A 21,287-nucleotide genomic window follows, 5' to 3' on the forward strand; every position below is an offset into this window, starting at 1 on the left:
TTAAATTGTTTAAGAAAATGGCGGCTGATCGCAAGAGATATGCATTTTAATAAAAAAGCATATACTGTAGCGCTTGAAGAAATGTTTTAACCAAAAAAGCAGGGAATTTTGCAACGTGACGCAATATACGGCTCAATCACTTGAAGTTTTATCTGGCCTAGATCCGGTACGTCGTCGTCCGGGGATGTATACAGACACTACACGACCAAACCATTTGGCACAGGAAGTGATAGATAACTCCGTCGATGAAGCGCTTGCAGGTCATGCCAACAAAATTACTGTGACGGTTTATAAAGATGGTTCTTTGTCGGTAGAAGACAATGGACGCGGTATGCCTGTTGATATTCATCCTGAGTATGGCCAAAGCGGGATTGAAATTATTCTGACCAAATTACATGCCGGTGGTAAGTTCAGTACCGATAACTACCAATTTTCAGGTGGTTTACACGGTGTGGGTATTTCGGTGGTGAACGCACTGTCAGATCGTGTTGAAGTGGAAGTTCAGCGTCAAGGCAATCTATATAAAATGGCCTTTGAACATGGCGTTCCTGTGGCACCGCTTGAGGTGTTGGAAGGTAAATGCGCTAAACGTGCAACGGGTACTACCGTGCATTTTTGGCCTGAAGCCAAATATTTTGATTCGCCTAAATTTGCGCTGAAAGCCTTAAAACACAACTTAAAAGCCAAGGCTGTTTTGGCGGCAGGCTTGCAGATTATTTATATCGATCAAATCAACAACGAAAAGATCGAATGGCAATTTGAAAATGGTCTGGTCGACTATTTGATGGATGAGCTACAAGACCGTGACATCGTTCCTGTTCCTGCATTTGTGGCGACTGGTGAAGCTGAACGTGCTAGTGCTGAATTTGCCATTTGCTGGAACGTTGAAGGCGGCGAACAGATTCAAGAAAGTTATGTCAATTTGATTCCAACTGCGCAAGGCGGTACACATGTCAACGGTTTACGTTCGGGTGTGACAGATGCGATTCGTGAGTTCTGTGAATTACGGAATTTATTACCACGGAATATGAAGCTGTCTGCCGAAGATGTGTGGGATGGCGTCAACTTTATTCTGTCTTTAAAATTCCAAGAGCCACAATTTTCGGGTCAAACTAAAGAACGACTTTCAAGCCGTGAAGCCTCTAGTGTGGTGTTAAATATTGCCAAAGACGCTTTTGCATTATGGCTGAATCAAAACTCCGATATTGCTATGCAACTGGCAGAAATGGTGATTGCCAAGGCCGGTCGCCGTTTAAAAGCTGCGAAAAAAGTTGAACGTAAAAAGATCGTTTCCGGCCCAGCTTTGCCGGGTAAACTGGCTGACTGTGTGGGCCATACCCTTGAAGAATCAGAACTGTTTATTGTGGAAGGGGATTCTGCAGGTGGTTCTGCCAAGCAAGCACGTGATAAGAACTTCCAAGCGATCATGCCGATCCGCGGTAAGATTTTAAATACTTGGGAAGTGTCTTCTGATGAAGTCTTAGCATCGCAAGAAGTACATGATATTGCGATTGCGATTGGTGTAGATCCGGGCAGTGATGATTTGTCAGAACTACGTTATGGCAAGATTTGTATCTTGGCCGATGCCGACTCGGATGGTTTGCACATTGCGACTTTACTTTGCGCACTGTTCGTCAAACATTTCCATACTTTGGTTGAGGAAGGACATCTGTTTGTGGCGATGCCACCGCTGTTCCGTATCGATGACAATAAAGATGTGCACTATGCCTTGGATGAAGATGAACTGGAAAGCATCTTAAAGAAATGTAAAACCAAAAATCCTCAAATCACTCGATTTAAAGGATTGGGCGAGATGAACGCGAGTCAGCTGCGTGAAACGACTATGGATCCCAATACACGTCGTTTAGTGCAACTGGACTTGGATGACGTACAGTTTACTTCAGGTTTACTCGACAAATTATTGGCGAAAAAACGCTCTTCAGACCGTAAGCATTGGTTGGAACAGAAGGGTAATTTGGCAGATTTGGCGGTTTAAAATTGCAATAAGAAAAAAACCACGCAAGTGGTTTTTTTTGCTTTAAATTTAGGAAAAGCTGCATGATTTGTGTGCTAATACACCGTATTTTTTGAAAAACGTCGCAAAATTGTTCAATTATAGGTCAAATGTTGGATACAAGTTTGTATGCATCTTTGCGGTGATTTTATGGTATTTGAATCGACCCATAAAAAATTAAAAGCAGATTTTATGATTGTAACTATATGAAAAATAATATTTAAAAATAAATAAAAGCACTCAATCAAAATAAAAAATAAGGCTTGGCACAGTTATTGAATTGCTCTGTTGTGATGAAAGACAACAAATGCATTTTAAAAATGTGACTTACAAGCTTAGGTTGGGAGTGTGAATAATGTTTCAACGCAATGTATTTGCTAAAAGTATTTTAGCAGCAACGATGACTGGGGCGATTGCTTTAACGGGCTGTTCAAAACCTGCAGAAGAAAAAACAGAAAGTGCTGTATCTGAACCAAAAGCCGCTGCAGCAAGTGGCGATACTATTAAAGTCGGGATCTTACATTCGCTGTCAGGCACGATGGCGATCTCAGAAACTTCTCTGAAAGATACGGCCTTGATGGCGATTAATGAAATTAATGCTAATGGCGGGGTATTGGGCAAAAAACTAGAACCTGTGGTGGTGGATCCGGCATCGGACTGGCCATTATTTGCGGAAAAAACCCGTCAGTTGATTACCCAAGACAAAGTAGCCGTGATTTTTGGTTGCTGGACGTCGGTATCTCGTAAGTCGGTTTTACCCGTGGTTGAAGAATTAAATGGCTTATTGTTCTACCCTGTTCAGTATGAAGGTCAGGAACAATCTAAAAATATTTTCTACACAGGTGCAGCACCGAATCAGCAAGCGATTCCTGCTGTCGAATATCTGATGAGTGAAGAGGGTGGTAAGGCAGAACGCTTTGTACTGTTGGGCACAGACTATGTTTACCCACGCACTACCAACAAAATCTTACGTGCATTCTTGAAGTCAAAAGGCATTGCCGATGCAGACATCATGGAAGAATACACGCCATTTGGTCATAGCAACTATCAAACCATTGTGGGCAATGTGAAGAAGTTTGCGGCAGGGAAAAAGACTGCTGTGATCTCGACCATTAACGGCGATTCAAATGTGCCGTTCTATCGTGAATTGGGCAACCAAGGCATCAAAGCTGCGGACATTCCAGTGATGGCGTTCTCTGTAGGTGAAGAGGAATTACGCGGTATCGACACCAAGCCGCTGGTCGGACACTTGGCATCGTGGAACTACTTCATGTCAGTGAAAAATCCAATGAATACTGAATTCACCAATAAAATGAAGCAGTATGCCGTGGAATACAAATTGCCAAATGCAGACAAGTTTGTGACCAATGACCCGATGGAAGCTACCTATGTCGGCATCAATATGTGGAAACAAGCGGTAGAAAAAGCAGGAAGCACAGATGTCGATAAAGTGCGTGAAGCTATGGCCGGCCAAGAATTTAAAGCGCCATCGGGCTATACCTTGCAAATGGATGCGTCGAACCATCATTTGCATAAACCAGTCATGATTGGTCAGATCCGTGCCGATGGTCAGTTTGATGTGGTACACAAAACGGCAAAAACCATTGCTGCAGAGCCATGGAGCCCGTACATCCCTAAATAATTCAATCCAAATGCCTGCTGCCATTGTGTAGTGGGCATGTTTTGATGTGATCCCTAGATGGGATTTGTTCTATTACTCAATAGGGATGCTTATAAGATGAAAAAATTACGCAATTTCCCGATCCTGTTTCTATTCCTGAGCCAATTATTCTGTCTGCAAATCGTGCATGCAGAAACAGCAGCAGATGTGGCACCTACGGTGCAATCTGTGCAGCAAGGTGACGCCATTCAGCAATTTGTTCGTGGTAGTTTTACCGAGCGACGTAGTTTACTGAATCAATGGCCGGGCGATATTGAATCCTTAGATCAGTTGGCCGCATTGGTCGAAAAAGACCAGTTATATAGTGGTCAAAGCGGTCAAACCTATATTTTAGAAACTGACGAAAAATTATTGAGCTATCCAGATTTGCAAACCGTGACGGATTGGCCTGCCGATTTATCTCAAGTCACCTTGGTGAATACCCTTCGTAAAGCCTTAACTTTTGCGCAAGCGAAAGAAAAGCTGCAATCGGATGATTTAAACCAGCGTTTAGATGCGATCGATATTTTAGAAAATAACTTGGCTGAGTTGGATGTTAAAAATATTAATCAATTGTATTTAAATGAAAAAAATAACAAAGTTAAAGCCCGTTTAGCGCAGCTCAAAGCACGTTTAGACTATCAAAACCCCGATGTATTACAAAAAATACAGGCGGCTAAAGTGCTGCAAGATTCTAACCGTCCCGATGTGTTGGCAATGGTGGAGCAGGAATTACAACAAGCCAATCTGCATCCCGAGTTAAAAGCCGCACTGACAGAAGCCAAGAGCAATATTAAAACCCGTATTCAGGCCAGTGAATGGACTGGACATGTCTTTTCCGGACTGAGCACGGCCAGTATTTTACTGCTTGCAGCGTTGGGACTAGCCATTACGTATGGCCTGCTAGGCGTGATTAATATGGCGCATGGTGAACTGATCATGATCGGGGCCTATACCACGTATGTGGTGCAAAGCCTGTTTAGGAGTCATCTCAGTAGCTATGTCGATTGGTGCCTCATTGCCGCGATTCCTGCCGCATTTATTGTAAGTGCTCTGATCGGCATGTTGATTGAACGTACTGTTATTCGTCCCTTGTATGGCCGTCAATTGGAAACACTATTAGCCACCTTTGGTGTGAGCTTAATTTTGATGCAATTGGTGCGCATGGTTTTTGGTGCGCAGAACGTTGAGGTGTCGAATATTTCATGGCTGTCAGGAGGGATCGCTGTGACACCGAGTCTGATGCTGCCTTATAACCGCATTGCCATTATTGGCTTTACCGTTGCGGTACTGTTGTTACTGGTTTACTTGCTGAATAAAACCCGCTTTGGTTTATTTGTTCGTGCCGTGACGCAAAACCGTCAAATGGCACAGGCCGTGGGTATCCGTTCTAGCCGCATTGACATGATGGCTTTTGGTTTAGGTTCAGGGCTTGCAGGTCTGGCAGGTTGTGCCTTAGCACAAGTCGGCAATGTCGGTCCTGATTTAGGACAAAACTATATTATTGATGCGTTTTTGGTGGTTGTGGTGGGCGGTGTTGGTCAAGTATGGGGTGCAGTACTGGCGGCCTTAGGTCTAGGTGTCAGTGGCACAGTGCTGGAAATCGGCATGGGTGCGGTCTTAGCGAAAATTATTCTACTGGTTCTTGTGATTTTGTTTATTCAAAAACGTCCACAAGGTTTGTTTGCCATCAAAGGCCGTTTTGTGGAGTAAGCGCATGAAAATCACTTCGTTATTATCGGATAAACCCTATAGCGGTATGGCGATTGCCGTGTGCTTTGCCATTTTGCTGATTTTGCCTTGGTTACATGTATTGCCAGCCGATTCAGCACTGCATTTATCAGCGTATTGGGTCACGCTCATTGGCAAGATTATGTGTCTCGCCTTGGTGGCATTGGCCTTAGATTTGGTTTGGGGCTATGCCGGCATTTTAAGCTTAGGGCATGGTCTGTACTTTGCCTTGGGCGGCTATGCCTTCGGTATGTATCTCATGCGCGAAGCGGCAGGGGATGGCTTACCCGATTTTATGCGCTTTTTGAGTTGGACCGAGCTACCGTGGTACTGGATGGGTACTGAACATATCGTGTGGGCATTGGCTTTGGTGGTTTTAGTCCCAGGACTGATTGCCTTCATTTTTGGCTTCTTTGCCTTCCGCTCCAAAATTAAAGGCGTGTATTTTTCAATTATTACCCAAGCCATGACCTTTGCTGCGGCGCTACTGTTTTTCCGCAATGAAACAGGCTTTGGCGGTAACAACGGCTTTACCGGTTTTAAAACCATCTTAGGTCTAGATATTACCTCTGCACCAATGCGTGCAACCTTGTGTTTCCTCACGGCACTGACTTTACTGGTCTGTTTTGTCGGTTTACGTCACCTGATGAATAAACCCTATGGTCGCGTACTTGGTGCAATTCGTGACAGTGAAAACCGTTTGCAATATTTAGGTTATCGCACCTTATGGTACAAGCTCTCTGCATGGGTCTTGTCCGCTGTGATCGCAGGGATTGCAGGTGCTCTGTATGTCCCTCAAGTCGGCATTATTAACCCGAGTGAGATGAACCCTGTCAATTCGATTGAAATGGCGGTGTGGGTGGCTGCAGGGGGGCGCGGTACGCTGATTGGCCCAATTTTGGGTGCAGGTTTAATCAACGGGGTGAAGACCTATTTTACGGTGGCTTATCCAGAGGCATGGCTATTGATTTTAGGTGCGCTGTTTATTGTGGTAACGATATTCCTGCCAAAAGGTGTGATTGGGCTATTAGAGCGGTTTAAAAAGGAGCGCAGCGAATGAATGATCAATGGGTTCAACCGCATGGTGGCCATGCTGCTGAAGTCTATGGGCGACCAAAGGAGCAGGGTGCAGATTTCAGTCACGGGATTGCCCTGTATTTGGAAAAAGTCAGCGTTTGGTTTGATTCTTTCCGTGCATTAAATGATTTGTCGTTATATATCAAAGAAGGTGAGCTGCGCTGCATCATTGGTCCCAATGGTGCAGGAAAAACCACGCTGATGGATGTGATTACAGGGAAAACTCGCCCAACAGAAGGTTCGGCTTTTTTTGGGCAAACCTATGATTTGGCAAAAATGAGCACAGAGCAAATTGCAGAAGCCGGGATCGGTCGTAAGTTTCAAAAGCCAACCGTATTTGAAAATTTTACCGTGATGGAAAACCTGTTATTGGCAGCGCCGAAAGATAAACGGGTGAAAAAGAGTTTTTTCAGCAAGCTTGATCCAGATGCGCAAAATGCCTTGGACGAATCTTTAGCACAAATCCGCTTAGAAGAATTGATCCATAAACCGGCAGGGCTGTTGTCACATGGTCAAAAGCAGTGGTTAGAAATAGGCATGCTACTGATGCAGCGTCCAAAGTTGATTCTGCTGGATGAACCTGTAGCAGGGATGACCGATGCTGAAACAGAGCGTACCGCAGAGCTGTGTTTAGAGTTGAAAAAGAACCATACCCTTGTTGTGGTTGAACATGACATGAGCTTTATTGACACCATCAGTGAAAAAGTCACCGTATTGGCGCAAGGTGCGATTTTGGCCGAGGGTACATTGGCCGAAGTCCAAGCCAATGAAGATGTCATTGAAAAATATCTTGGACGTTAAGGAGCAGACCATGTTAGAAGTCAAAGACGTCAATCAGTTCTATGGTGGCAGTCATATTTTAAGAGATGTGACATTTGCCGCTCCTGTGGGCGCATGTTCGGTGGTGCTCGGGCGAAATGGTGTGGGTAAAACCACCCTCTTAAAATGTTTAATGGGTATTTTACCAATCAAGTCAGGGCAGATCTTACTGGATGGCAAAGACATTTCTAAACTGAGTCCAGAGCAACGTGTACGTGAAGGCTTGGCTTATGTACCGCAAGGACGGGATATTTTCTCGACCTTGACCGTTGAAGAAAATATTTTGATTGGGATGGCAAAATTTAAGGGCGCTAAGACCCGAAAAGTGCCAGAACATCTCTACGAAATTTTCCCCGTATTGGATGAAATGAAACATCGTCGAGGTGGAGATTTATCTGGTGGTCAGCAGCAACAATTGGCGATTGCCCGTGCGCTCGCTTCCGAACCACGGGTATTGATTTTAGATGAGCCGACCGAAGGCATTCAGCCCTCGATTATTAAAGATATTGGTCGTGTGATTCGTCAGTTAGCCGATGGCGGAGAAATGGCGATTGTCTTGGTTGAACAGTTTTATGATTTTGCAGAAGAACTGGCAGATGAATATACCGTGATGGCGCGGGGGCAAGTGATTGCACAAGGTGTCGGTAGTGAAATGCCTGAAAAAGGCATTCGGGAACTGGTGGCGATTTAACATTTAGTTGACTACGATGTGTGGCGGGCTTGTATGAATCAAGCTCGTTACTCTTTTAATTCAATTTACTAAGATCAAAAAATCGTTGCTAGTCATGGCAGTTGAATCAAAAAAACGAGTGGCATAAAAAAAATTTGTTTAAGCCATACGCTTAAGTTGTTCTCAGCAGAGTCATTTGAAGCTTCAGCATCTAGTGCTTAAATGATGCTAAGCGCAGTACTGAAACTTTAGTAAAAGGCGACTTGGCATCCATCAGTATTCGATCAAATGCGGCCGAATATACAAAATATCTGCTTTATTTTTGTGTGGATTACATTAATCTAAATGTACGACATAACAAGAAGATAAGAATATGGACGCGATATTATATTTGATCCCACCGAATGATTTGGAAACACTGATTTTAGAAGCAGAAACCCCTCAAGATGTCTTGGATTCACCCTTTGTACAACATTCCTTATTTTTAGGGGAGGCATGGCAAGAGTTGAATCCATTATTAAGCGTGAAAAGGGATTCAGCTGCGGCACTGAGTTATGCCATTCAGGCAGAACATCCATTGTCAGAGCGACGACCGGGACTGAGCCTTGCAGTGCATTACAATACCGTAGTTCGCGTTGCAGAAATCCATCAGGCATTACAACAGTTAAGCGTGGATGAAATCAAAAAACGTTATTTGGTCACGATTGCAGAAACCGCACCTGAGCAAGAGCTTAAATTGGCCGAATTAAAACTGCTTTTTTTACAGTTACAAGATCTTTATCGTGATGCGGTGCGTCATAATTTATCGGTGCTGAGTGTGATACAAGATGGTATTCGTTTGGATAAATTACCATAAACACAGCTCAACACGGGCTATAACTGAAGTTGCATCAGGACCAGATCACGCCATTCACCAAATTTTTGTCCCACTTCAGGCATATAACCTGTTTGCTTAAAGCCTAATTTTTTGTGCAGGGCAATCGAGGCGCTATTGCCGTGATCAATGCCTGCAATCATCACATGTATATTTTGGCTTTTGGCATGCTGAATTAGGTGCTCTAATAATTGCTGACCAAGACCCAGTCGAGCATAGTTTGGGTCAATATAAACAGAATGCTCAACAGTATGTCGATAGCCAGCAAAATGACGGAAAGAACCATAGTCAGCATAACCGGCGATTTGCTGTTGATCCTGATCTTCAATCACCACAAATGGAAAATTTTGCTTTTGCAAATCCAGCAATTTCTGTTGAAAAGAGTCAAGGGTATAAGCTTGATCATTCCATGTCGCAAAGCCGTTGAGAACTTCATGATTATAGATTGCGAGCATGGCAGCTAAGTCTTGTAGAATTGCAGGTCGAATGAGAAAAGACATGCGCAAATTTCTGATAAAAATAAAGTCAATTTAAAAACTTAGGCATAAAAAAAGCAAGGTAAAGAACCTTGCTTTTTTCTTCATCGCGTTCTGAGTTGAACTTAGAAGTGGTATTTCACCAACGCGCTGACATCGTTTTGGTCCTGACCTTTCAGACCATATTTGTTGTTCCAAACCGAGTGTTCAACACCTACGTAGAGCTTAGTCTTAGGAGAGATATGCTTACCGATATTCCATTTATATTGGCTTGTCCAGTTTAATTCACTAGCTTGCGCCCCTTTTTCAGCGGTTGACCAGTCAAGGAAAGCATCTACTAGAAAATCTTCAGAGCCGATTTTAAATGGCACAGCATAAGTGATTGTCATTTGATAATCATCTTTAGTACCGGCTGATTTAGAATCGTTATCGGCTTTATAGAAGTTGATGTTTGCATACTGTGTATATGGAATGTCTAAAGCAAAGCCAATACCATACAAGAAGTTATTAAACTCAGAATTTTTGTCGTAGCCGGCATTATGTTCCCAAGTCGTTGCAATAAGAACGTCTTTGATCGGACCCATAGAAAGGTCTTTACCAGAAACTTCACCTAAGCTAAGGCGCGGTGCTAGCTCAAGGTAAGTCGATGCTTCATCATCTTTGTCCCAAGCTTGGTCAACGAAGAAGAATACATCTGAATATTTCAGTTTAGCGGCATATTCAGCTGTGATCGTTTTTTGTTCATTGTTGTCACCATCAAAAGGCACAACATAATTTTCACCATATAAGCCAGTTAAGCTGAAATCTTGCCATACGATAGGTGAAGCTTGAGTGAAAGCAGCAGCAGATGCTAATGCACATGATGCAACGATTTGTGTAAGTTTCATTAAAAAATATCTCCCCCCGAGAAGCACTGAAAGCATACAGATTATTAAGCAAAAATAAAGCCAAATTTTACTCAACGGCCAAATTGTTTTGTAATTTGAAGGGGAAATATGCCGTGAATGATCAATAACGGTAAAAGTGAGATTTTGAGTTTGAATGGAATTGTGCAAATAGAAGGTGGACGTCGAGGAAATGCACAAAAATATGACCCAAATCAATTAAAACAATGCAAATCTACAATAAAGTCTTACTTTTTGTATGGATATTAAAAAAATATCAAAATAGCACTTGCAAAATGTCAATATAAGACCGATATTCGAAGTATAAGGACACGGATCTGCAGACTCTAAAGTGTTCATCATTCAATGTGGAGGACGACGTTCCATACAAAGTTGAAGATGGTCATTGCTGTAACATTTACAGCAAATGTAACGTGCCAAGATAATAAGTTTTGCACAAATATTTATAGATATTACAGATAGATATGAGGATGATATTATGAACATAGAAATCCGTACAGATAAAAACATTCCTAATAGTGATCGATTAATTACATACGTTCGTGCAGAACTTAATGAAGAATTTCAGCGCCATAGTGAACGCATTACTCACTTTTCGGTGCATTTAAGTGATGAAAATGGGGACAAGGGTGGTAGCGACGACATTAAATGTATGATTGAAGCGCGTCCTGCTGGTTTGAAGCCTGTCGTGGTCAACCATCGTGGTCATAATGTAGATACAGCTATTCACGGTGCAATTGATCGACTTAAACGTAGTCTTGAACATGTGTTCGAAAAGAAAGAGAACCCACGCAGTACACAACCTGCTTTTGCTGAAGCAGATGACAGCGTAGACGACGAATAAGTCTCAAAATTTAAAAAAGCCCTGCGGGGCTTTTTTTGTGTGTTTTGTATTTTGTTTTACATGAAATTCAAACAAACGCAGCTTTATTCGGCATAATAGATCAAAATAAATTGAAGTGAGCTTTCCCGATGTTAACAGCGCAACAACAGCTTTTTGTGCAAGCGTTAGAAGAACAAGATCTTGCACAGGTGCAACGCCTGTTGGCAGATGGTCTTAATCCTAATTTTATCGATTTTGAAAAAGGACCAGCCGTTTCTGTATGGTCTGATGGTTTGTTTAAATGGTGGGAAATGGTTTGCGAAGCGTATGAAGCAGGTCAACCCTTAACAGCAGAACAGAAAGCACAACATTTAGACGTACATATGCAAATCTTGGAAGCGCTGATTCAAGCCAAAGCCAATGTGCATTTATGGGATGCTGAAGAAATTTACGGTCCATTATGGGACGCCGCGAGTGCAGCATGTGTCCCTGCGGTACAACGTTTATTGGATGAAAAAGTGAATCCAAATATGATTGATAGCGATGGTTTAACCATTTTATCGTCGATTAGTGAATTATTTTTTGACTGTGATTTTGACGCGGTAAATTGGTCGGAAGCATTGGAAGAAGAAAAACAAACCTTGGAGCTTTTGCGTAGCCATGGCGCAAAAATGAGCAAAGAATTAGCATAATTGTGAGTAAAAACATGACTGTATTTAAAGTTTTAAGCATTGCAACATTATCCGGTTTGAGCCTGTCTGCATTTGCGGCGAATTTTTCATTTGACCGTCCGGGCGCGGGTATGGGCACAGGCATTACCCCTGTAGGTCGTTTGGCGTGGGAACAAAGTTTGCCGGCAGCGAGCTATAGTGAAAGTCGTGATGACAATGGTGAAAAAGTAAAAAACACCACTTTAAATGCAGACATGTTATTCCGTACTGGTTTGGCAAAAGATTTGGAATTGCAATTGGGTTGGCAAGGTCCTGCATGGTCTAAAACCAAAGTTGCGGGTCGCTCAGTTGAAGAAGATGGTTTGGGTGATGTCAGCATTGGCCTGAAAAAAGCCATTGATTTGAATGATGAGAAATTATCGATGGCCATTCTTGCAGAAGCCATTATTGCAACAGGCAATCAAGGCTTTAGTGCTGAAGATGACATTTATAGTCTGACTTCAGCCGTGGCTTATGATTATAGCGATACAATTGGGACTTCAATGACCATGCGTTATGAAGTTCAAGATGGTGATTGGGCTGTGAGTGCTATTCCGGGAATGGAATATCACATTGCGGGTAATTTATCAGGTTTTTCTGAGCTGGTTTATCGCAAAGCAGAGAGTACCGATCAGGAAGTGTCATTAGCATCAGGTTTGACGTATGCCGTTTCGGATCGTATGCAGTTGGATGCGAGCGTCGGTCTAGAACTCACGGGCGGTCATAAAAATTATCAGTCAGGTTTAGGCGTATCTTACCTGTTCTAAAAGAACCCTAAATTTTAAAACGTATAAATACAGACTGAGGATGAATTCAGCTGAATGAAACAATGGACTTATGTTGCGGCAGCGGCTGTGCTGTCGTTCAGTATGGGCGTCTCTGCTCAGGATGCATTACTTTCAGCTGAAGATGCTTTTCCTTTCTCGGTCGTCTCCGATCGTGCAGATCAGGCGGAGCTGAGTTGGAATATTCCAGCGCATTATTATCTGTATCAGCACAAAATAGAGGTGAAGCAGGGCAATCAAGTTTTAGCTTTGGATTTGCCTGCTGCTGAGGATTTAAAAGACGATAACTATGGTCATACGCAGGTGTATTACCAACAGTTGAGTTTTAAAATTCCGACTCAAAAACTGCAGACCTATAAAGTCAGTTGGCAAGGCTGTGCCAAGGATCGAGTGTGTTATCCACCACAGAGTATCAGCTTTAAAACGGATGCTTCTGGTTTAGTCACACAGCAAAATCTAGCCACTCCAAGCAAACGTTTACTCGACTTTGCAGCAGAAAATACTGCCGAACAGCCTATGGCGAATCGTTTAGATCAGCAGCGGGCAGAGAATGCTGCATTGGCTTCTGAACGCTATACCGCAAGTGACCAAATGTGGTCTGAAAAATTAGCACAAAGCTCTATATTTTATGGACTTTTACTGTTTTTTGGACTGGGTTTTTTGCTGGCTTTTACCCCATGTTCATTGCCAATGCTGCCGATTTTAACCTCACTGATTGTCCGCGACAGCCGAGGTTTAAAAGCATGGATGATTGCACTGACTTTTGTCACCAGTATGGCGATGGTGTATGCCATTCTCGGCTTGGTGGCATCGTCTGCAGGTTTGAATTTCCAGCGTTGGTTGCAACAACCCTCGACTTTAATTGCCTTTAGCGTGCTCTTTGTAGTTTTTGCCCTGAATTTATTTGGTTTATTTGAACTGAAATTGCCACGCAGTTGGGTCAATCGCTTAGACCAAGCGCAGTCGATGCAAAAGGGCGGTAGTCTCGTTGGCGCTGGAGTCATGGGGATGATTTCAGCATTGCTAGTCGGTCCTTGTATGACAGCACCGTTGGCAGGTGCATTATTATTCATTTCCCAAACCCAAAGTCAGTGGCAAGGTGCATTATTGTTATTCACCCTCGGCTTTGGCATGGGGACCCCGCTATTGTTGGCCAGTGTCCTTGGCTCACGGGTATTGCCTAAAGCGGGTTTGTGGATGAATCAAATCAAGGTGCTCTTTGCTTTCATCATGTTGGCATTAGCTTTGTATTTTATTCGACCATTGATCAGTGAAGCTTGGTTACAGTGGTTATCCCTTGCTCTGGGGCTGGTGTTTAGCGCTTATGTGCTTTGGCGCATTTTATGGCGCAGTACTCAGCTCAAATGGTTGTATATCTTGGTGTTCTGTGCAGCTGTACCTTATATTGTGTACAGTCAATATCAACACAGCCAACGTTTTTTAGTCGAAGAAAATCAAAAACAAAGTGCTTGGCATGTGGCACATACAGCGGAAGAGTTTCAACGTTTATTAAGTGAAATTCCCCAAGGTCAATCCGCGATTATTGATGTCTATGCCGATTGGTGTGTGGCCTGCCAGCCGATTGAACATAAAGTTTTAAAATCGGCTGAGGTACAACAGGCTTTGGCACCGTATTACTTAATTAAGTTAGATTTGAGTCAGTATGATGCAACCCATCAAGTACTGCTCAATCAATGGGATATTTTAGGGCCACCGACCTATTTATTTTTAGATACAGCGCATCAAGAGATACGTGGACTGCGTTTGACGGGTGCTTTTAGCGAGAAAGAATTGTTAGCGCAATTGGAAAAATTTAAATCGCGTGGAGAATAAAAATGATGCAATTATATATTGCCAATAAAAACTATTCGACGTGGTCTATGCGACCGTGGTTGGTGTTACACGCGTTTAATTTACCCTTTCAAGAGATCTTGATTCATTTTTCTGAAGAAGCAGATGGCGGAGCATTCAAGCAGCAAATGTTAGCCCTACATGCCAATGGCAAAGTGCCCCTACTACAACATGACGGTGTGATGATTTGGGACTCATTGGCGATTTGTGAATATTTGGCAGAGCAGTTTCAAGAGCTTCCACTGTGGCCAAAAGATGCTACACAACGTGCATGGGCACGGAGTATTTGCGCGGAAATGCACAGTAGTTTTATGCAATTGCGTAGCTTATGCAGTATGAATCTGCAGGTGGATTATGGTCGTCATGGTCAGAGATTATGGTCTGAACATGCTGAATTGCGTGCTGAAGTGACTCGAATCGAGCAGATTTGGTCGAGTCGTCCTGCGGTGGATGGCTTTCTATGCGGTGAATTTAGTATTGCCGATGCATTTTTTGCACCCGTAGTGACACGTTTACAGACCTTCCAGCTACCTGTGAGTGACAACACACAGCGTTATATGCAAAAGATTTTGCAGCATCCTTCTGTGGTGGCATGGATCACGGCTGCTCAACAGGAACAGCCAGTCCGCCGTATGGAACAGTATCCACGTTAAAAGCTTAATGCCGCATCTGAGCTATATAAAAGTTTTAAACCAAATGGCTAAAGCTTTGTTGTTCGGTGTAGGCCATGACCATGTTACGACCACCAGCTTTAGCTGCATATAGCGCCTGATCAGCATGGGTCAGCAATTGTTGCGGTACCAATTCAGGCGTAGAAATTGCAATGCCAAAACTAGCTGTCACATGAATTGACTGACCGTCATGCCCCCAAATTTCAAGCTGTTCAATGGCTTTTCGACAGCGCTCTGCAATGAAAATCGCTTGTTCTAAGTTAGAATTTTTTAACACCAAAATAAACTCTTCCCCGCCAAAACGCCCAACTACATCACTACCGCGTAAATGTTGGTTTAATACTTGGCTGACGAGAATCAAGGTTTCATCGCCTTTATCGTGTCCGTATTCATCATTGATGCGTTTAAAATGGTCTAAGTCCAACAAGACCAGTGCATATGTATCTGTTTTAGCACTATCGAGCTGTTCCAAACACTGATTGATACTGCGTCGATTAAATAAATTGGTCAGTGGGTCGACTTGACTGAGTTTTTGAATCAAATGCTCACGGTGACGCCATTGGCTCAGTAAGATTTCAAATAAAGCCAGACAGGTTAATAAAATAGGAACAATGAAAAAGATCATTGAGAAGAGCCAAAAACTATTTTGATAGCCATAGGCATGAGGTTGAAAAATCGGGGCATAGGGAATAATGCCGCGAATACTTAAATACATGCAAATAGATAAAAAAATCGTGGCTGGAATCAGCATGCTATAGACGATTTTTCGTGTAAATAGCACTAATCCAACGGTCACCAGGCTCACATAGGAGATCATGGTGGCTGGGCTCATGACACCAATTAAATAACCATCACGACATAAAGAAATGACGAATAAGCCGACCGAAAGATAAGGTAAAACACGCTGAATTTTTGGGTTGTCTTTTCCAGCATAACAAGGCCAAATCAATAGCACCATTAAGCAAAAAAAGACGATGTTGGTCCACAATTGAGAGTGGATGAGTTCAAGGTTAACCCACTGCCAAAGTTCTGGCGTGAGTGAAATATATAATTTCCAAATGATCCAAAGCAGATGAATGGCTGAGCCAAGCATCAGCATGAGCATACACTTTTTCAGGATACTCCAATTCATGACCACTTCATCTTCCAGTAAATACTGGGCGATTCTATTGCGGAGGATCATGTCACGTATGCTTGATTTCACCGTCATCCTGTGTCATTGCCCTGTTCGAGTTATCAGTTTTTTTTCTTAAAGTTTATATAGATATCATTTTATAGGCTTACATTAGCATGAAAATTTACACTTGATAACGGTCAAGAACCGCTCAGTAATTTTAAATTTTTTGCGAGTTCAAAAAGATTGTTCTAAAAATAAAACATAGTGTCATAAGGATCGGGATTATTCTATTTATGAAAAGTGATTACACTAGGCTCAAGTTAATAACAACAGCTTTAGGTTTTAGTCATGAAAATTTTGCATATTGATTCAAGCATCATGGGCGACGCTTCAGTTTCACGTCAACTCAGCGCTGAAATTGTACAACAGCTACAGCAAAAACATGGTGATGCGGCACAGGTTCAATATCTCGATTTAGCAGTACAGCAGATTCCACATCTCAGCAGTGAAATTTTGATGGGTCAAAATGCAGAACAATCGGCTTTAGGCGAGCAGTTGTTACAACAGTATTTAGATGCCGATGTGGTTGTGGTTGGTGCTGCTATGTATAACTTCGGTTTGCCATCAACTTTGAAAGCATGGATTGACCGTATCAGTGTTGCAGGTCGTACCTTTAAATATACAGAACAAGGTCCAGTGGGTTTGGCAGGTGACAAAAAAGTCTATATTGCCAGCAGTCGTGGCGGTGTGTATGGCGATAACAGCCCTGTAGATTATCAAGAAGGTTTATTAAAAGCCGTGTTTAATTTCACAGGTGTCAGCGATATTGATGTGATTCGTGCCGAAGGTGTCAATATGGGACCAGATATGAAAGCACAGGCAATGGCGACAGCTCAGGCTCAAATTCAAGCCATTTAACAGATTGACATTTCCCTCTTAGGTCAGCATCTGCTGACCTTTTTTTATGGTGACTTTGATGCATTTCAGGGATTATTTTTCAGCGATTAATCCTGATCCAGTCGGTGTGCAAAATCGGCTAAATCACTCAGCGCACGCTGTCCTTCTTCAAACCATGGGCTAAACATTTGGAAGTTATGCCACATGCCGGTGTATAACTTGAATTCGACATCTAGGCCGGCTTCTTCTGCTTTGACTTTAAAACGCTGCGCATCATCCAATAAAATTTCTTTAGAACCCACTTGAATATGAATCGGAGGTAGTCCTTTGAGCTCTGCAAAAAAAGGCGAGACCAATGGATCAGCTCGATCGACCGAGCGGGGTACATAATAATCAATGCCTGTTTCGAGGGCTTCTATGCTTAACAGCGCATCATGCTTACGGTTATAGCGTAGGGATTCACTACTCAGCGTCAAGTCTAAAAACGGTGACATTAACACCAAACCACTGACTTGTGGAAGTTGGTCCTGTTGAATTTTAAGGGCTAAGGCAAGCGCCAAGTTTGCACCACAAGAGTCGCCTGACAAAATAATGTCTTTGGCTTGAACCCCTTGATCTAATAACACCGCATACACATCAAAAAGGGCATCGAGTGCTTCAGGGAACTGTGCTTCAGGGGATAAAGGATAATCCAAATGTAACACTTGCATTTGCGTGCGTGCCGCAACTTGAGTCAGAAACGCCCGATGCGTGTTCATCGAACCCAAGAAAAATGCGCCCCCATGAATATGAAAAATGAGTTGGGTCGATGCCTGTTGAGGTTTGATTTCTTCGGCTTTTAAGCTGGCTAAGCGAATAGGACGAATTTGTACATCGGGGTTTTGGGGAAATGCACGACACATTTGTTCCAAAGCAAACCTTAAAGTATTGGGCGGTAAATTGAATTGGCTCGGCCCACGAATTGTGGTTTTTAAAATGCTTTCTGTAATCAGTTGTTTCGTCAGTGGCGATATCTTCATTGTCTTTCCATCTTTTTCTATTTTTGGAATCGTGTGAGCATATTTACCAACACAAATTACAAGGTTACACTAAACGGTCACATACAAAAATTGATAAATTGTTGTGACTTTTGGATACTAATGTCGTCTATATCAGACCAGGGAAATAAACAAAAATGAAAAAAATTGCACTAGCATTAGGATTGATGAGTTTAGCCGCATTTGCAAATGCTGCAGATCCGCTAAATGGTACAACTTGGAAAACCATTGATGATAAAACCAAGCAGCCAAAAGCGATTGTAAAATTCACTGAGCAAAAAAATGGTACGCTTTCTGCGAGCATTCAGTCAGTTTTGACACCAGGTGAAGAAAACGCTTGTAAAAAATGTGAAGGCCCATATCACAACAAATCATTAAAAGGCTTACGTATTGTGACAGGTCTTAAAAATGTAGGTGGTACAAGCTATGAAGACGGTTCAATTTTGGATCCTCAATCAGGTAAAACTTACAAGTTAAAAGGTCAATTGGCTGATGGTGGCAAAAAACTAGAGCTTCGCGGCTTTATTGGCGTTGCTGCTTTAGGTCGTAATCAAACATGGATTCGTGCCAACTAATTTGACATGATTCAAACAAAAAAAAGCCTGACAATGTCAGGCTTTTTTATAGCCTATTTTCAGCCACAATTGAACTAGAGCCGTGCATGAGTGTGATAAAAAAATTTATTTCAATGCACGGTAAGCGCTTTCATCAAAGCCAACCAATAAATCGCTACCTGTATCGAGTACAGGACGTTTAATCATGCTGCTATGCGCTGTTAAACACTGAATCAAATTTTCTTCACTGGCTAAGGCTGTCTGTTGCTCTTCTTCACTGAGTTTTTTCCATGTGGTGCCTTTTTTGTTGAGAATCACATCAGCGCCTTTGGCATCGAGCCATTTTTTTACGGTTTTAGCATCAATCGCTTGTTTTTTATAGTCATGAAATTCGTAGCTTAGGCCTAATTCGTTGAGCAAGTCGAAAGCTTTTTTCATGGTATTACAGTTTTTGATGCCATAAATTTTAAGCATGAACAGGTGTCCTCAATTATTCAAACAATAAGATAAAAATACAATTCAGCATTATCCTACAGGCTAATTCATCAATGCTCAAAGCTCGATCTGGATGTGGATTGAGAAATAAATGTTTTGCTGTAAAAGTCGCATGTAATAAATATTGGGTATTGTCATCAAAACGACATTTTGGTCTTTTAGAATAGCCTACAGAACAAAACGATGCTCAGAAAAGAAAGCGATGCAATAACAAGAAAATTCAGCTTAAGGTTGCACAGTCAAAAGTAGAAAGAAAGCGAGAATAAGAAAATGCTGTGCAGATCGAATTTTTAGCTGTTTTATTTGGGGGATGTTTGAGTCTATAGATGTGGGGACTAGATAAGAGAAAACCCGCATTTAATCATCCTGATCATGCGGGTCTCAATCCAACGTCCATTGTCACATCCTTGAAAACAAGCTAAATCATTTAGTTTGTTTTTATACTTCCTTCGGCGTCCAATCCTTTTATGTCATCCTGACATGTCCCTTTGCCGTGCGACCATAATGCTATGTTCAAGTTATGAGATAAATCCACAAATTCGTCATGTAATGTGAGAAATAAGCTCTAATTGAGTAAACAATCGTTCACTCAATTAATTGTTGGAAGCTTAAATTTTATAATCAATAATGACAGGGGCGTGGTCGCTAAACCATTCATCTTTAAATATCCAAGCATTGACTGTACGTTCTTTCCAGTCTGGTGAACATGCATGGTAGTCGATACGCCAACCCACATTTTTGGCACGCGCTTGTCCTCGGTTAGACCACCAAGAGTAAAGCTCGGCTTCTTTACGTACCTCACGGAAGGTGTCGACATAGCCAAGCTCATCATAAATATGATCGAGCCATGCACGTTCATGTGGTAAGCAGCCTGAAGCCTTTTGGTTCCCAGACCAATTTTTAATATCAATACGTTTATGCACGATGTTGTAGTCACCGCAAACAATCACTGACTTATTTTCAGCACGCCATTGCTTCAAAATTTGTTGATATTCGCCTAAAAATAGGTCTTTGCGCGCCTGAGCTTCTTCACCCGATGAACCAGAAGGCAGGTAGAGCGAGCAAATATGTGCAGTTTGTCCAAGTCCTAAATCGAACTCAGCAGAAATAAAGCGGCCTTGAGTGTCTGCCAATTCAAAACCTAAACCATCTGTCACTGAAACAAAAGGTAGGCGGCTATAAATCGCAGTACCGGCATAGCCTGGGCGTTCTGCAGGGAAAAGGTGTGTAAACCAACCTTCGGGTTTAAATTTATCGGTCCATTGTTCATGGGTAATGCGGCTTTCTTGCATGCAGATGACATCGGCATCTGAAGTTGCCATCCAGTCAAAAATACCTTTTTTTTCAGCGGAACGCAGGCCATTCACATTAATTGAAACGACACGTAAAATTTTTTGATCACTTGGATAGCTACTCTTTGGTATCATGCTCAGGTTTAACCTCAAACTTAAAAAAATGGAGCACCTCATGACAGCGCAAGCGGCATTTAATCCACAAGCTTTTATCGAACTGGCATTATCACGTGGTGTGCTTAAATTTGGTGAGTTTACTTTAAAATCGGGTCGTGTGAGTCCTTATTTTTTTAATGCAGGTCTACTAAACGATGGCGAAGCCTTATCATTATTGGCTTCTGGCTATGCAGCTAAATTAACACAATGCGATAATGTGGAAGTGGTCTTTGGCCCAGCTTATAAAGGTATTCCATTTGTAGCAGCAACGGCTGTCGCACTGTCACAGAACCATGGTGTGAGCGTACCTTGGGGCTTTAACCGTAAAGAAGCGAAAGACCATGGCGAAGGCGGTGTATTGGTTGGTGCGTCTGTTGAAGGTAAAAAAGTCTGGATTATTGATGATGTGATCACTGCGGGTACAGCGATTCGTGAAGTAGTGACTATTCTGAAAAATGCCGGTGCACAAATTGCGGGCGTATTGGTGGCGCTAGACCGTCAAGAAAAAGGTCAGGGCGATTTGTCTGCGATTCAAGAAGTACAAAAAGAGTTAGAAATTCCTGTACATGCTTTAATCACTATGAAAGATTTAATGACTTTCTTAGATGCAAAAGGCGAAACTGAAGCCTTGGCGAAAATGGAAGCGTACCGTGTTAAATACGGCATCTAATTT

21 protein-coding genes are annotated in these 21,287 nt (G+C 42.4%); 15 read left to right on the forward strand and 6 right to left on the reverse strand.

Annotated features, from left to right (window positions below):
• Positions 1–115: 115 nt before the first annotated feature.
• The 7 genes from parE (at position 116) to G0029_RS00535 (ending at position 8,827) form a co-directional block, all read left to right on the forward strand.
• Positions 116–1,996: a DNA topoisomerase IV subunit B gene (gene parE, locus G0029_RS00505; RefSeq protein ID WP_111885120.1), complete on the forward strand. Its 1,881-nt coding sequence runs from the start codon at positions 116–118 to the stop codon at positions 1,994–1,996.
• A gap of 373 nt (positions 1,997–2,369) precedes the next feature.
• Positions 2,370–3,656, forward strand: a complete 1,287-nt coding sequence (gene urtA / locus G0029_RS00510; RefSeq protein ID WP_180109602.1) for an urea ABC transporter substrate-binding protein — start codon at positions 2,370–2,372, stop codon at positions 3,654–3,656.
• A 96-nt stretch (positions 3,657–3,752) separates the two neighbouring features.
• Positions 3,753–5,387: an urea ABC transporter permease subunit UrtB gene (urtB, locus tag G0029_RS00515; RefSeq protein ID WP_180109603.1), complete on the forward strand. Its 1,635-nt coding sequence runs from the start codon at positions 3,753–3,755 to the stop codon at positions 5,385–5,387.
• 4 nt (positions 5,388–5,391) lie between these two features.
• Entirely contained in the window at positions 5,392–6,465 is a 1,074-nt protein-coding gene (urtC, locus tag G0029_RS00520; RefSeq protein WP_180109604.1) for an urea ABC transporter permease subunit UrtC, read from the forward strand.
• A complete protein-coding gene (gene urtD, locus G0029_RS00525; RefSeq protein WP_180109605.1) occupies positions 6,462–7,283 on the forward strand; it encodes an urea ABC transporter ATP-binding protein UrtD in 822 nt (273 codons plus the stop codon). The genes urtC and urtD overlap by 4 nt, the downstream gene beginning before the upstream one ends.
• A 10-nt stretch (positions 7,284–7,293) precedes the next feature.
• Complete coding sequence (urtE, locus tag G0029_RS00530) at positions 7,294–7,992, forward strand: urea ABC transporter ATP-binding subunit UrtE (RefSeq protein ID WP_068532840.1); 699 nt, start codon at positions 7,294–7,296, stop codon at positions 7,990–7,992.
• Between the two features lie 352 nt (positions 7,993–8,344).
• The gene (locus G0029_RS00535; protein WP_180109606.1) at positions 8,345–8,827 is read left to right on the forward strand and encodes a DUF1877 family protein; all 483 of its coding nucleotides are present in this window, start codon (positions 8,345–8,347) and stop codon (positions 8,825–8,827) included.
• 17 nt (positions 8,828–8,844) lie between these two features.
• Here G0029_RS00535 and G0029_RS00540 read toward each other — a convergent pair whose 3' ends face one another.
• Positions 8,845–9,345 (reverse strand): GNAT family N-acetyltransferase, encoded by a 501-nt coding sequence (locus G0029_RS00540; protein WP_180109607.1) that lies wholly within the window; start codon positions 9,343–9,345, stop codon positions 8,845–8,847.
• A gap of 101 nt (positions 9,346–9,446) precedes the next feature.
• Entirely contained in the window at positions 9,447–10,208 is a 762-nt protein-coding gene (locus tag G0029_RS00545) for an outer membrane protein OmpK (RefSeq protein ID WP_168379688.1), read from the reverse strand.
• Between the two features lie 496 nt (positions 10,209–10,704).
• Here G0029_RS00545 and G0029_RS00550 point away from each other — a divergent pair, with 496 nt between their 5' ends.
• The 5 genes from G0029_RS00550 to G0029_RS00570 all read left to right on the forward strand — a co-directional run bounded on the left by G0029_RS00550 (position 10,705) and on the right by G0029_RS00570 (position 15,048).
• Positions 10,705–11,070 carry an HPF/RaiA family ribosome-associated protein gene (locus G0029_RS00550; RefSeq protein WP_111885127.1) on the forward strand — a complete coding sequence of 122 codons (366 nt, stop codon included), beginning with the start codon at positions 10,705–10,707 and terminating at the stop codon, positions 11,068–11,070.
• 128 nt (positions 11,071–11,198) lie between these two features.
• The gene (locus G0029_RS00555) at positions 11,199–11,741 is read left to right on the forward strand and encodes an ankyrin repeat domain-containing protein (RefSeq protein WP_180109608.1); all 543 of its coding nucleotides are present in this window, start codon (positions 11,199–11,201) and stop codon (positions 11,739–11,741) included.
• Between the two features lie 14 nt (positions 11,742–11,755).
• The gene (locus G0029_RS00560) at positions 11,756–12,526 is read left to right on the forward strand and encodes a transporter (RefSeq protein WP_180109609.1); all 771 of its coding nucleotides are present in this window, start codon (positions 11,756–11,758) and stop codon (positions 12,524–12,526) included.
• A gap of 54 nt (positions 12,527–12,580) precedes the next feature.
• On the forward strand, positions 12,581–14,377 hold the full coding sequence (gene dsbD, locus G0029_RS00565) for a protein-disulfide reductase DsbD (protein WP_180109610.1): 1,797 nt from the start codon (positions 12,581–12,583) through the stop codon (positions 14,375–14,377).
• Positions 14,378–14,379: 2 nt separating this feature from the next.
• Positions 14,380–15,048 (forward strand): glutathione S-transferase family protein, encoded by a 669-nt coding sequence (locus G0029_RS00570; RefSeq protein WP_180101675.1) that lies wholly within the window; start codon positions 14,380–14,382, stop codon positions 15,046–15,048.
• Between the two features lie 34 nt (positions 15,049–15,082).
• Here the strand turns inward: G0029_RS00570 and G0029_RS00575 are convergent, their stop codons facing one another.
• Complete coding sequence (locus G0029_RS00575) at positions 15,083–16,249, reverse strand: GGDEF domain-containing protein (protein ID WP_227591846.1); 1,167 nt, start codon at positions 16,247–16,249, stop codon at positions 15,083–15,085.
• 282 nt (positions 16,250–16,531) lie between these two features.
• Between G0029_RS00575 and G0029_RS00580 the strand changes: the two genes are divergently transcribed.
• Positions 16,532–17,101, forward strand: a complete 570-nt coding sequence (locus G0029_RS00580) for an FMN-dependent NADH-azoreductase (RefSeq protein WP_180078552.1) — start codon at positions 16,532–16,534, stop codon at positions 17,099–17,101.
• 86 nt (positions 17,102–17,187) lie between these two features.
• On the opposite strand, the gene G0029_RS00585 is transcribed toward G0029_RS00580, so the two are convergent.
• Complete coding sequence (locus G0029_RS00585) at positions 17,188–18,099, reverse strand: alpha/beta hydrolase (protein WP_180109612.1); 912 nt, start codon at positions 18,097–18,099, stop codon at positions 17,188–17,190.
• 155 nt (positions 18,100–18,254) lie between these two features.
• On the opposite strand from G0029_RS00585, the gene G0029_RS00590 reads away from it, so the two are divergent.
• Positions 18,255–18,692, forward strand: a complete 438-nt coding sequence (locus G0029_RS00590) for a DUF2147 domain-containing protein (RefSeq protein ID WP_078193227.1) — start codon at positions 18,255–18,257, stop codon at positions 18,690–18,692.
• Positions 18,693–18,797: 105 nt separating this feature from the next.
• Here G0029_RS00590 and G0029_RS00595 read toward each other — a convergent pair whose 3' ends face one another.
• Entirely contained in the window at positions 18,798–19,145 is a 348-nt protein-coding gene (locus tag G0029_RS00595) for a Spx/MgsR family RNA polymerase-binding regulatory protein (RefSeq protein WP_180109613.1), read from the reverse strand.
• A gap of 629 nt (positions 19,146–19,774) precedes the next feature.
• On the reverse strand, positions 19,775–20,593 hold the full coding sequence (locus G0029_RS00600) for an exodeoxyribonuclease III (protein ID WP_078193225.1): 819 nt from the start codon (positions 20,591–20,593) through the stop codon (positions 19,775–19,777).
• A gap of 40 nt (positions 20,594–20,633) precedes the next feature.
• Between G0029_RS00600 and pyrE the strand changes: the two genes are divergently transcribed.
• Positions 20,634–21,284, forward strand: coding sequence for an orotate phosphoribosyltransferase (gene pyrE / locus G0029_RS00605; RefSeq protein WP_180041430.1), 651 nt, complete (start codon positions 20,634–20,636; stop codon positions 21,282–21,284).
• Positions 21,285–21,287: the final 3 nt, after the last annotated feature.

The sequence above is a fragment of the Acinetobacter sp. YH12138 genome (assembly GCF_015218525.1).
Classification (GTDB): Bacteria; Pseudomonadota; Gammaproteobacteria; order Pseudomonadales; family Moraxellaceae; genus Acinetobacter; species Acinetobacter amyesii.

Excerpts from the sequence above, each read along its gene's own strand:
- urtA (WP_180109602.1), top strand. The coding sequence starts at position 2,370 with ATGTTTCAACGCAATGTATTTGCTAAAAGTATTTTAGCAGCAACGATG.
- urtB (WP_180109603.1), top strand. The coding sequence starts at position 3,753 with ATGAAAAAATTACGCAATTTCCCGATCCTGTTTCTATTCCTGAGCCAA.
- urtC (WP_180109604.1), top strand. The coding sequence starts at position 5,392 with ATGAAAATCACTTCGTTATTATCGGATAAACCCTATAGCGGTATGGCG.
- urtD (WP_180109605.1), top strand. The coding sequence starts at position 6,462 with ATGAATGATCAATGGGTTCAACCGCATGGTGGCCATGCTGCTGAAGTC.
- urtE (WP_068532840.1), top strand. The coding sequence starts at position 7,294 with ATGTTAGAAGTCAAAGACGTCAATCAGTTCTATGGTGGCAGTCATATT.
- G0029_RS00535 (WP_180109606.1), top strand. The coding sequence starts at position 8,345 with ATGGACGCGATATTATATTTGATCCCACCGAATGATTTGGAAACACTG.
- G0029_RS00540 (WP_180109607.1), bottom strand. The coding sequence starts at position 9,345 with ATGTCTTTTCTCATTCGACCTGCAATTCTACAAGACTTAGCTGCCATG.
- G0029_RS00545 (WP_168379688.1), bottom strand. The coding sequence starts at position 10,208 with ATGAAACTTACACAAATCGTTGCATCATGTGCATTAGCATCTGCTGCT.
- G0029_RS00550 (WP_111885127.1), top strand. The coding sequence starts at position 10,705 with ATGAACATAGAAATCCGTACAGATAAAAACATTCCTAATAGTGATCGA.
- G0029_RS00555 (WP_180109608.1), top strand. The coding sequence starts at position 11,199 with ATGTTAACAGCGCAACAACAGCTTTTTGTGCAAGCGTTAGAAGAACAA.
- G0029_RS00560 (WP_180109609.1), top strand. The coding sequence starts at position 11,756 with ATGACTGTATTTAAAGTTTTAAGCATTGCAACATTATCCGGTTTGAGC.
- dsbD (WP_180109610.1), top strand. The coding sequence starts at position 12,581 with ATGAAACAATGGACTTATGTTGCGGCAGCGGCTGTGCTGTCGTTCAGT.
- G0029_RS00570 (WP_180101675.1), top strand. The coding sequence starts at position 14,380 with ATGATGCAATTATATATTGCCAATAAAAACTATTCGACGTGGTCTATG.
- G0029_RS00575 (WP_227591846.1), bottom strand. The coding sequence starts at position 16,249 with ATGATCCTCCGCAATAGAATCGCCCAGTATTTACTGGAAGATGAAGTG.
- G0029_RS00580 (WP_180078552.1), top strand. The coding sequence starts at position 16,532 with ATGAAAATTTTGCATATTGATTCAAGCATCATGGGCGACGCTTCAGTT.
- G0029_RS00585 (WP_180109612.1), bottom strand. The coding sequence starts at position 18,099 with ATGAAGATATCGCCACTGACGAAACAACTGATTACAGAAAGCATTTTA.
- G0029_RS00590 (WP_078193227.1), top strand. The coding sequence starts at position 18,255 with ATGAAAAAAATTGCACTAGCATTAGGATTGATGAGTTTAGCCGCATTT.
- G0029_RS00595 (WP_180109613.1), bottom strand. The coding sequence starts at position 19,145 with ATGCTTAAAATTTATGGCATCAAAAACTGTAATACCATGAAAAAAGCT.
- G0029_RS00600 (WP_078193225.1), bottom strand. The coding sequence starts at position 20,593 with ATGATACCAAAGAGTAGCTATCCAAGTGATCAAAAAATTTTACGTGTC.
- pyrE (WP_180041430.1), top strand. The coding sequence starts at position 20,634 with ATGACAGCGCAAGCGGCATTTAATCCACAAGCTTTTATCGAACTGGCA.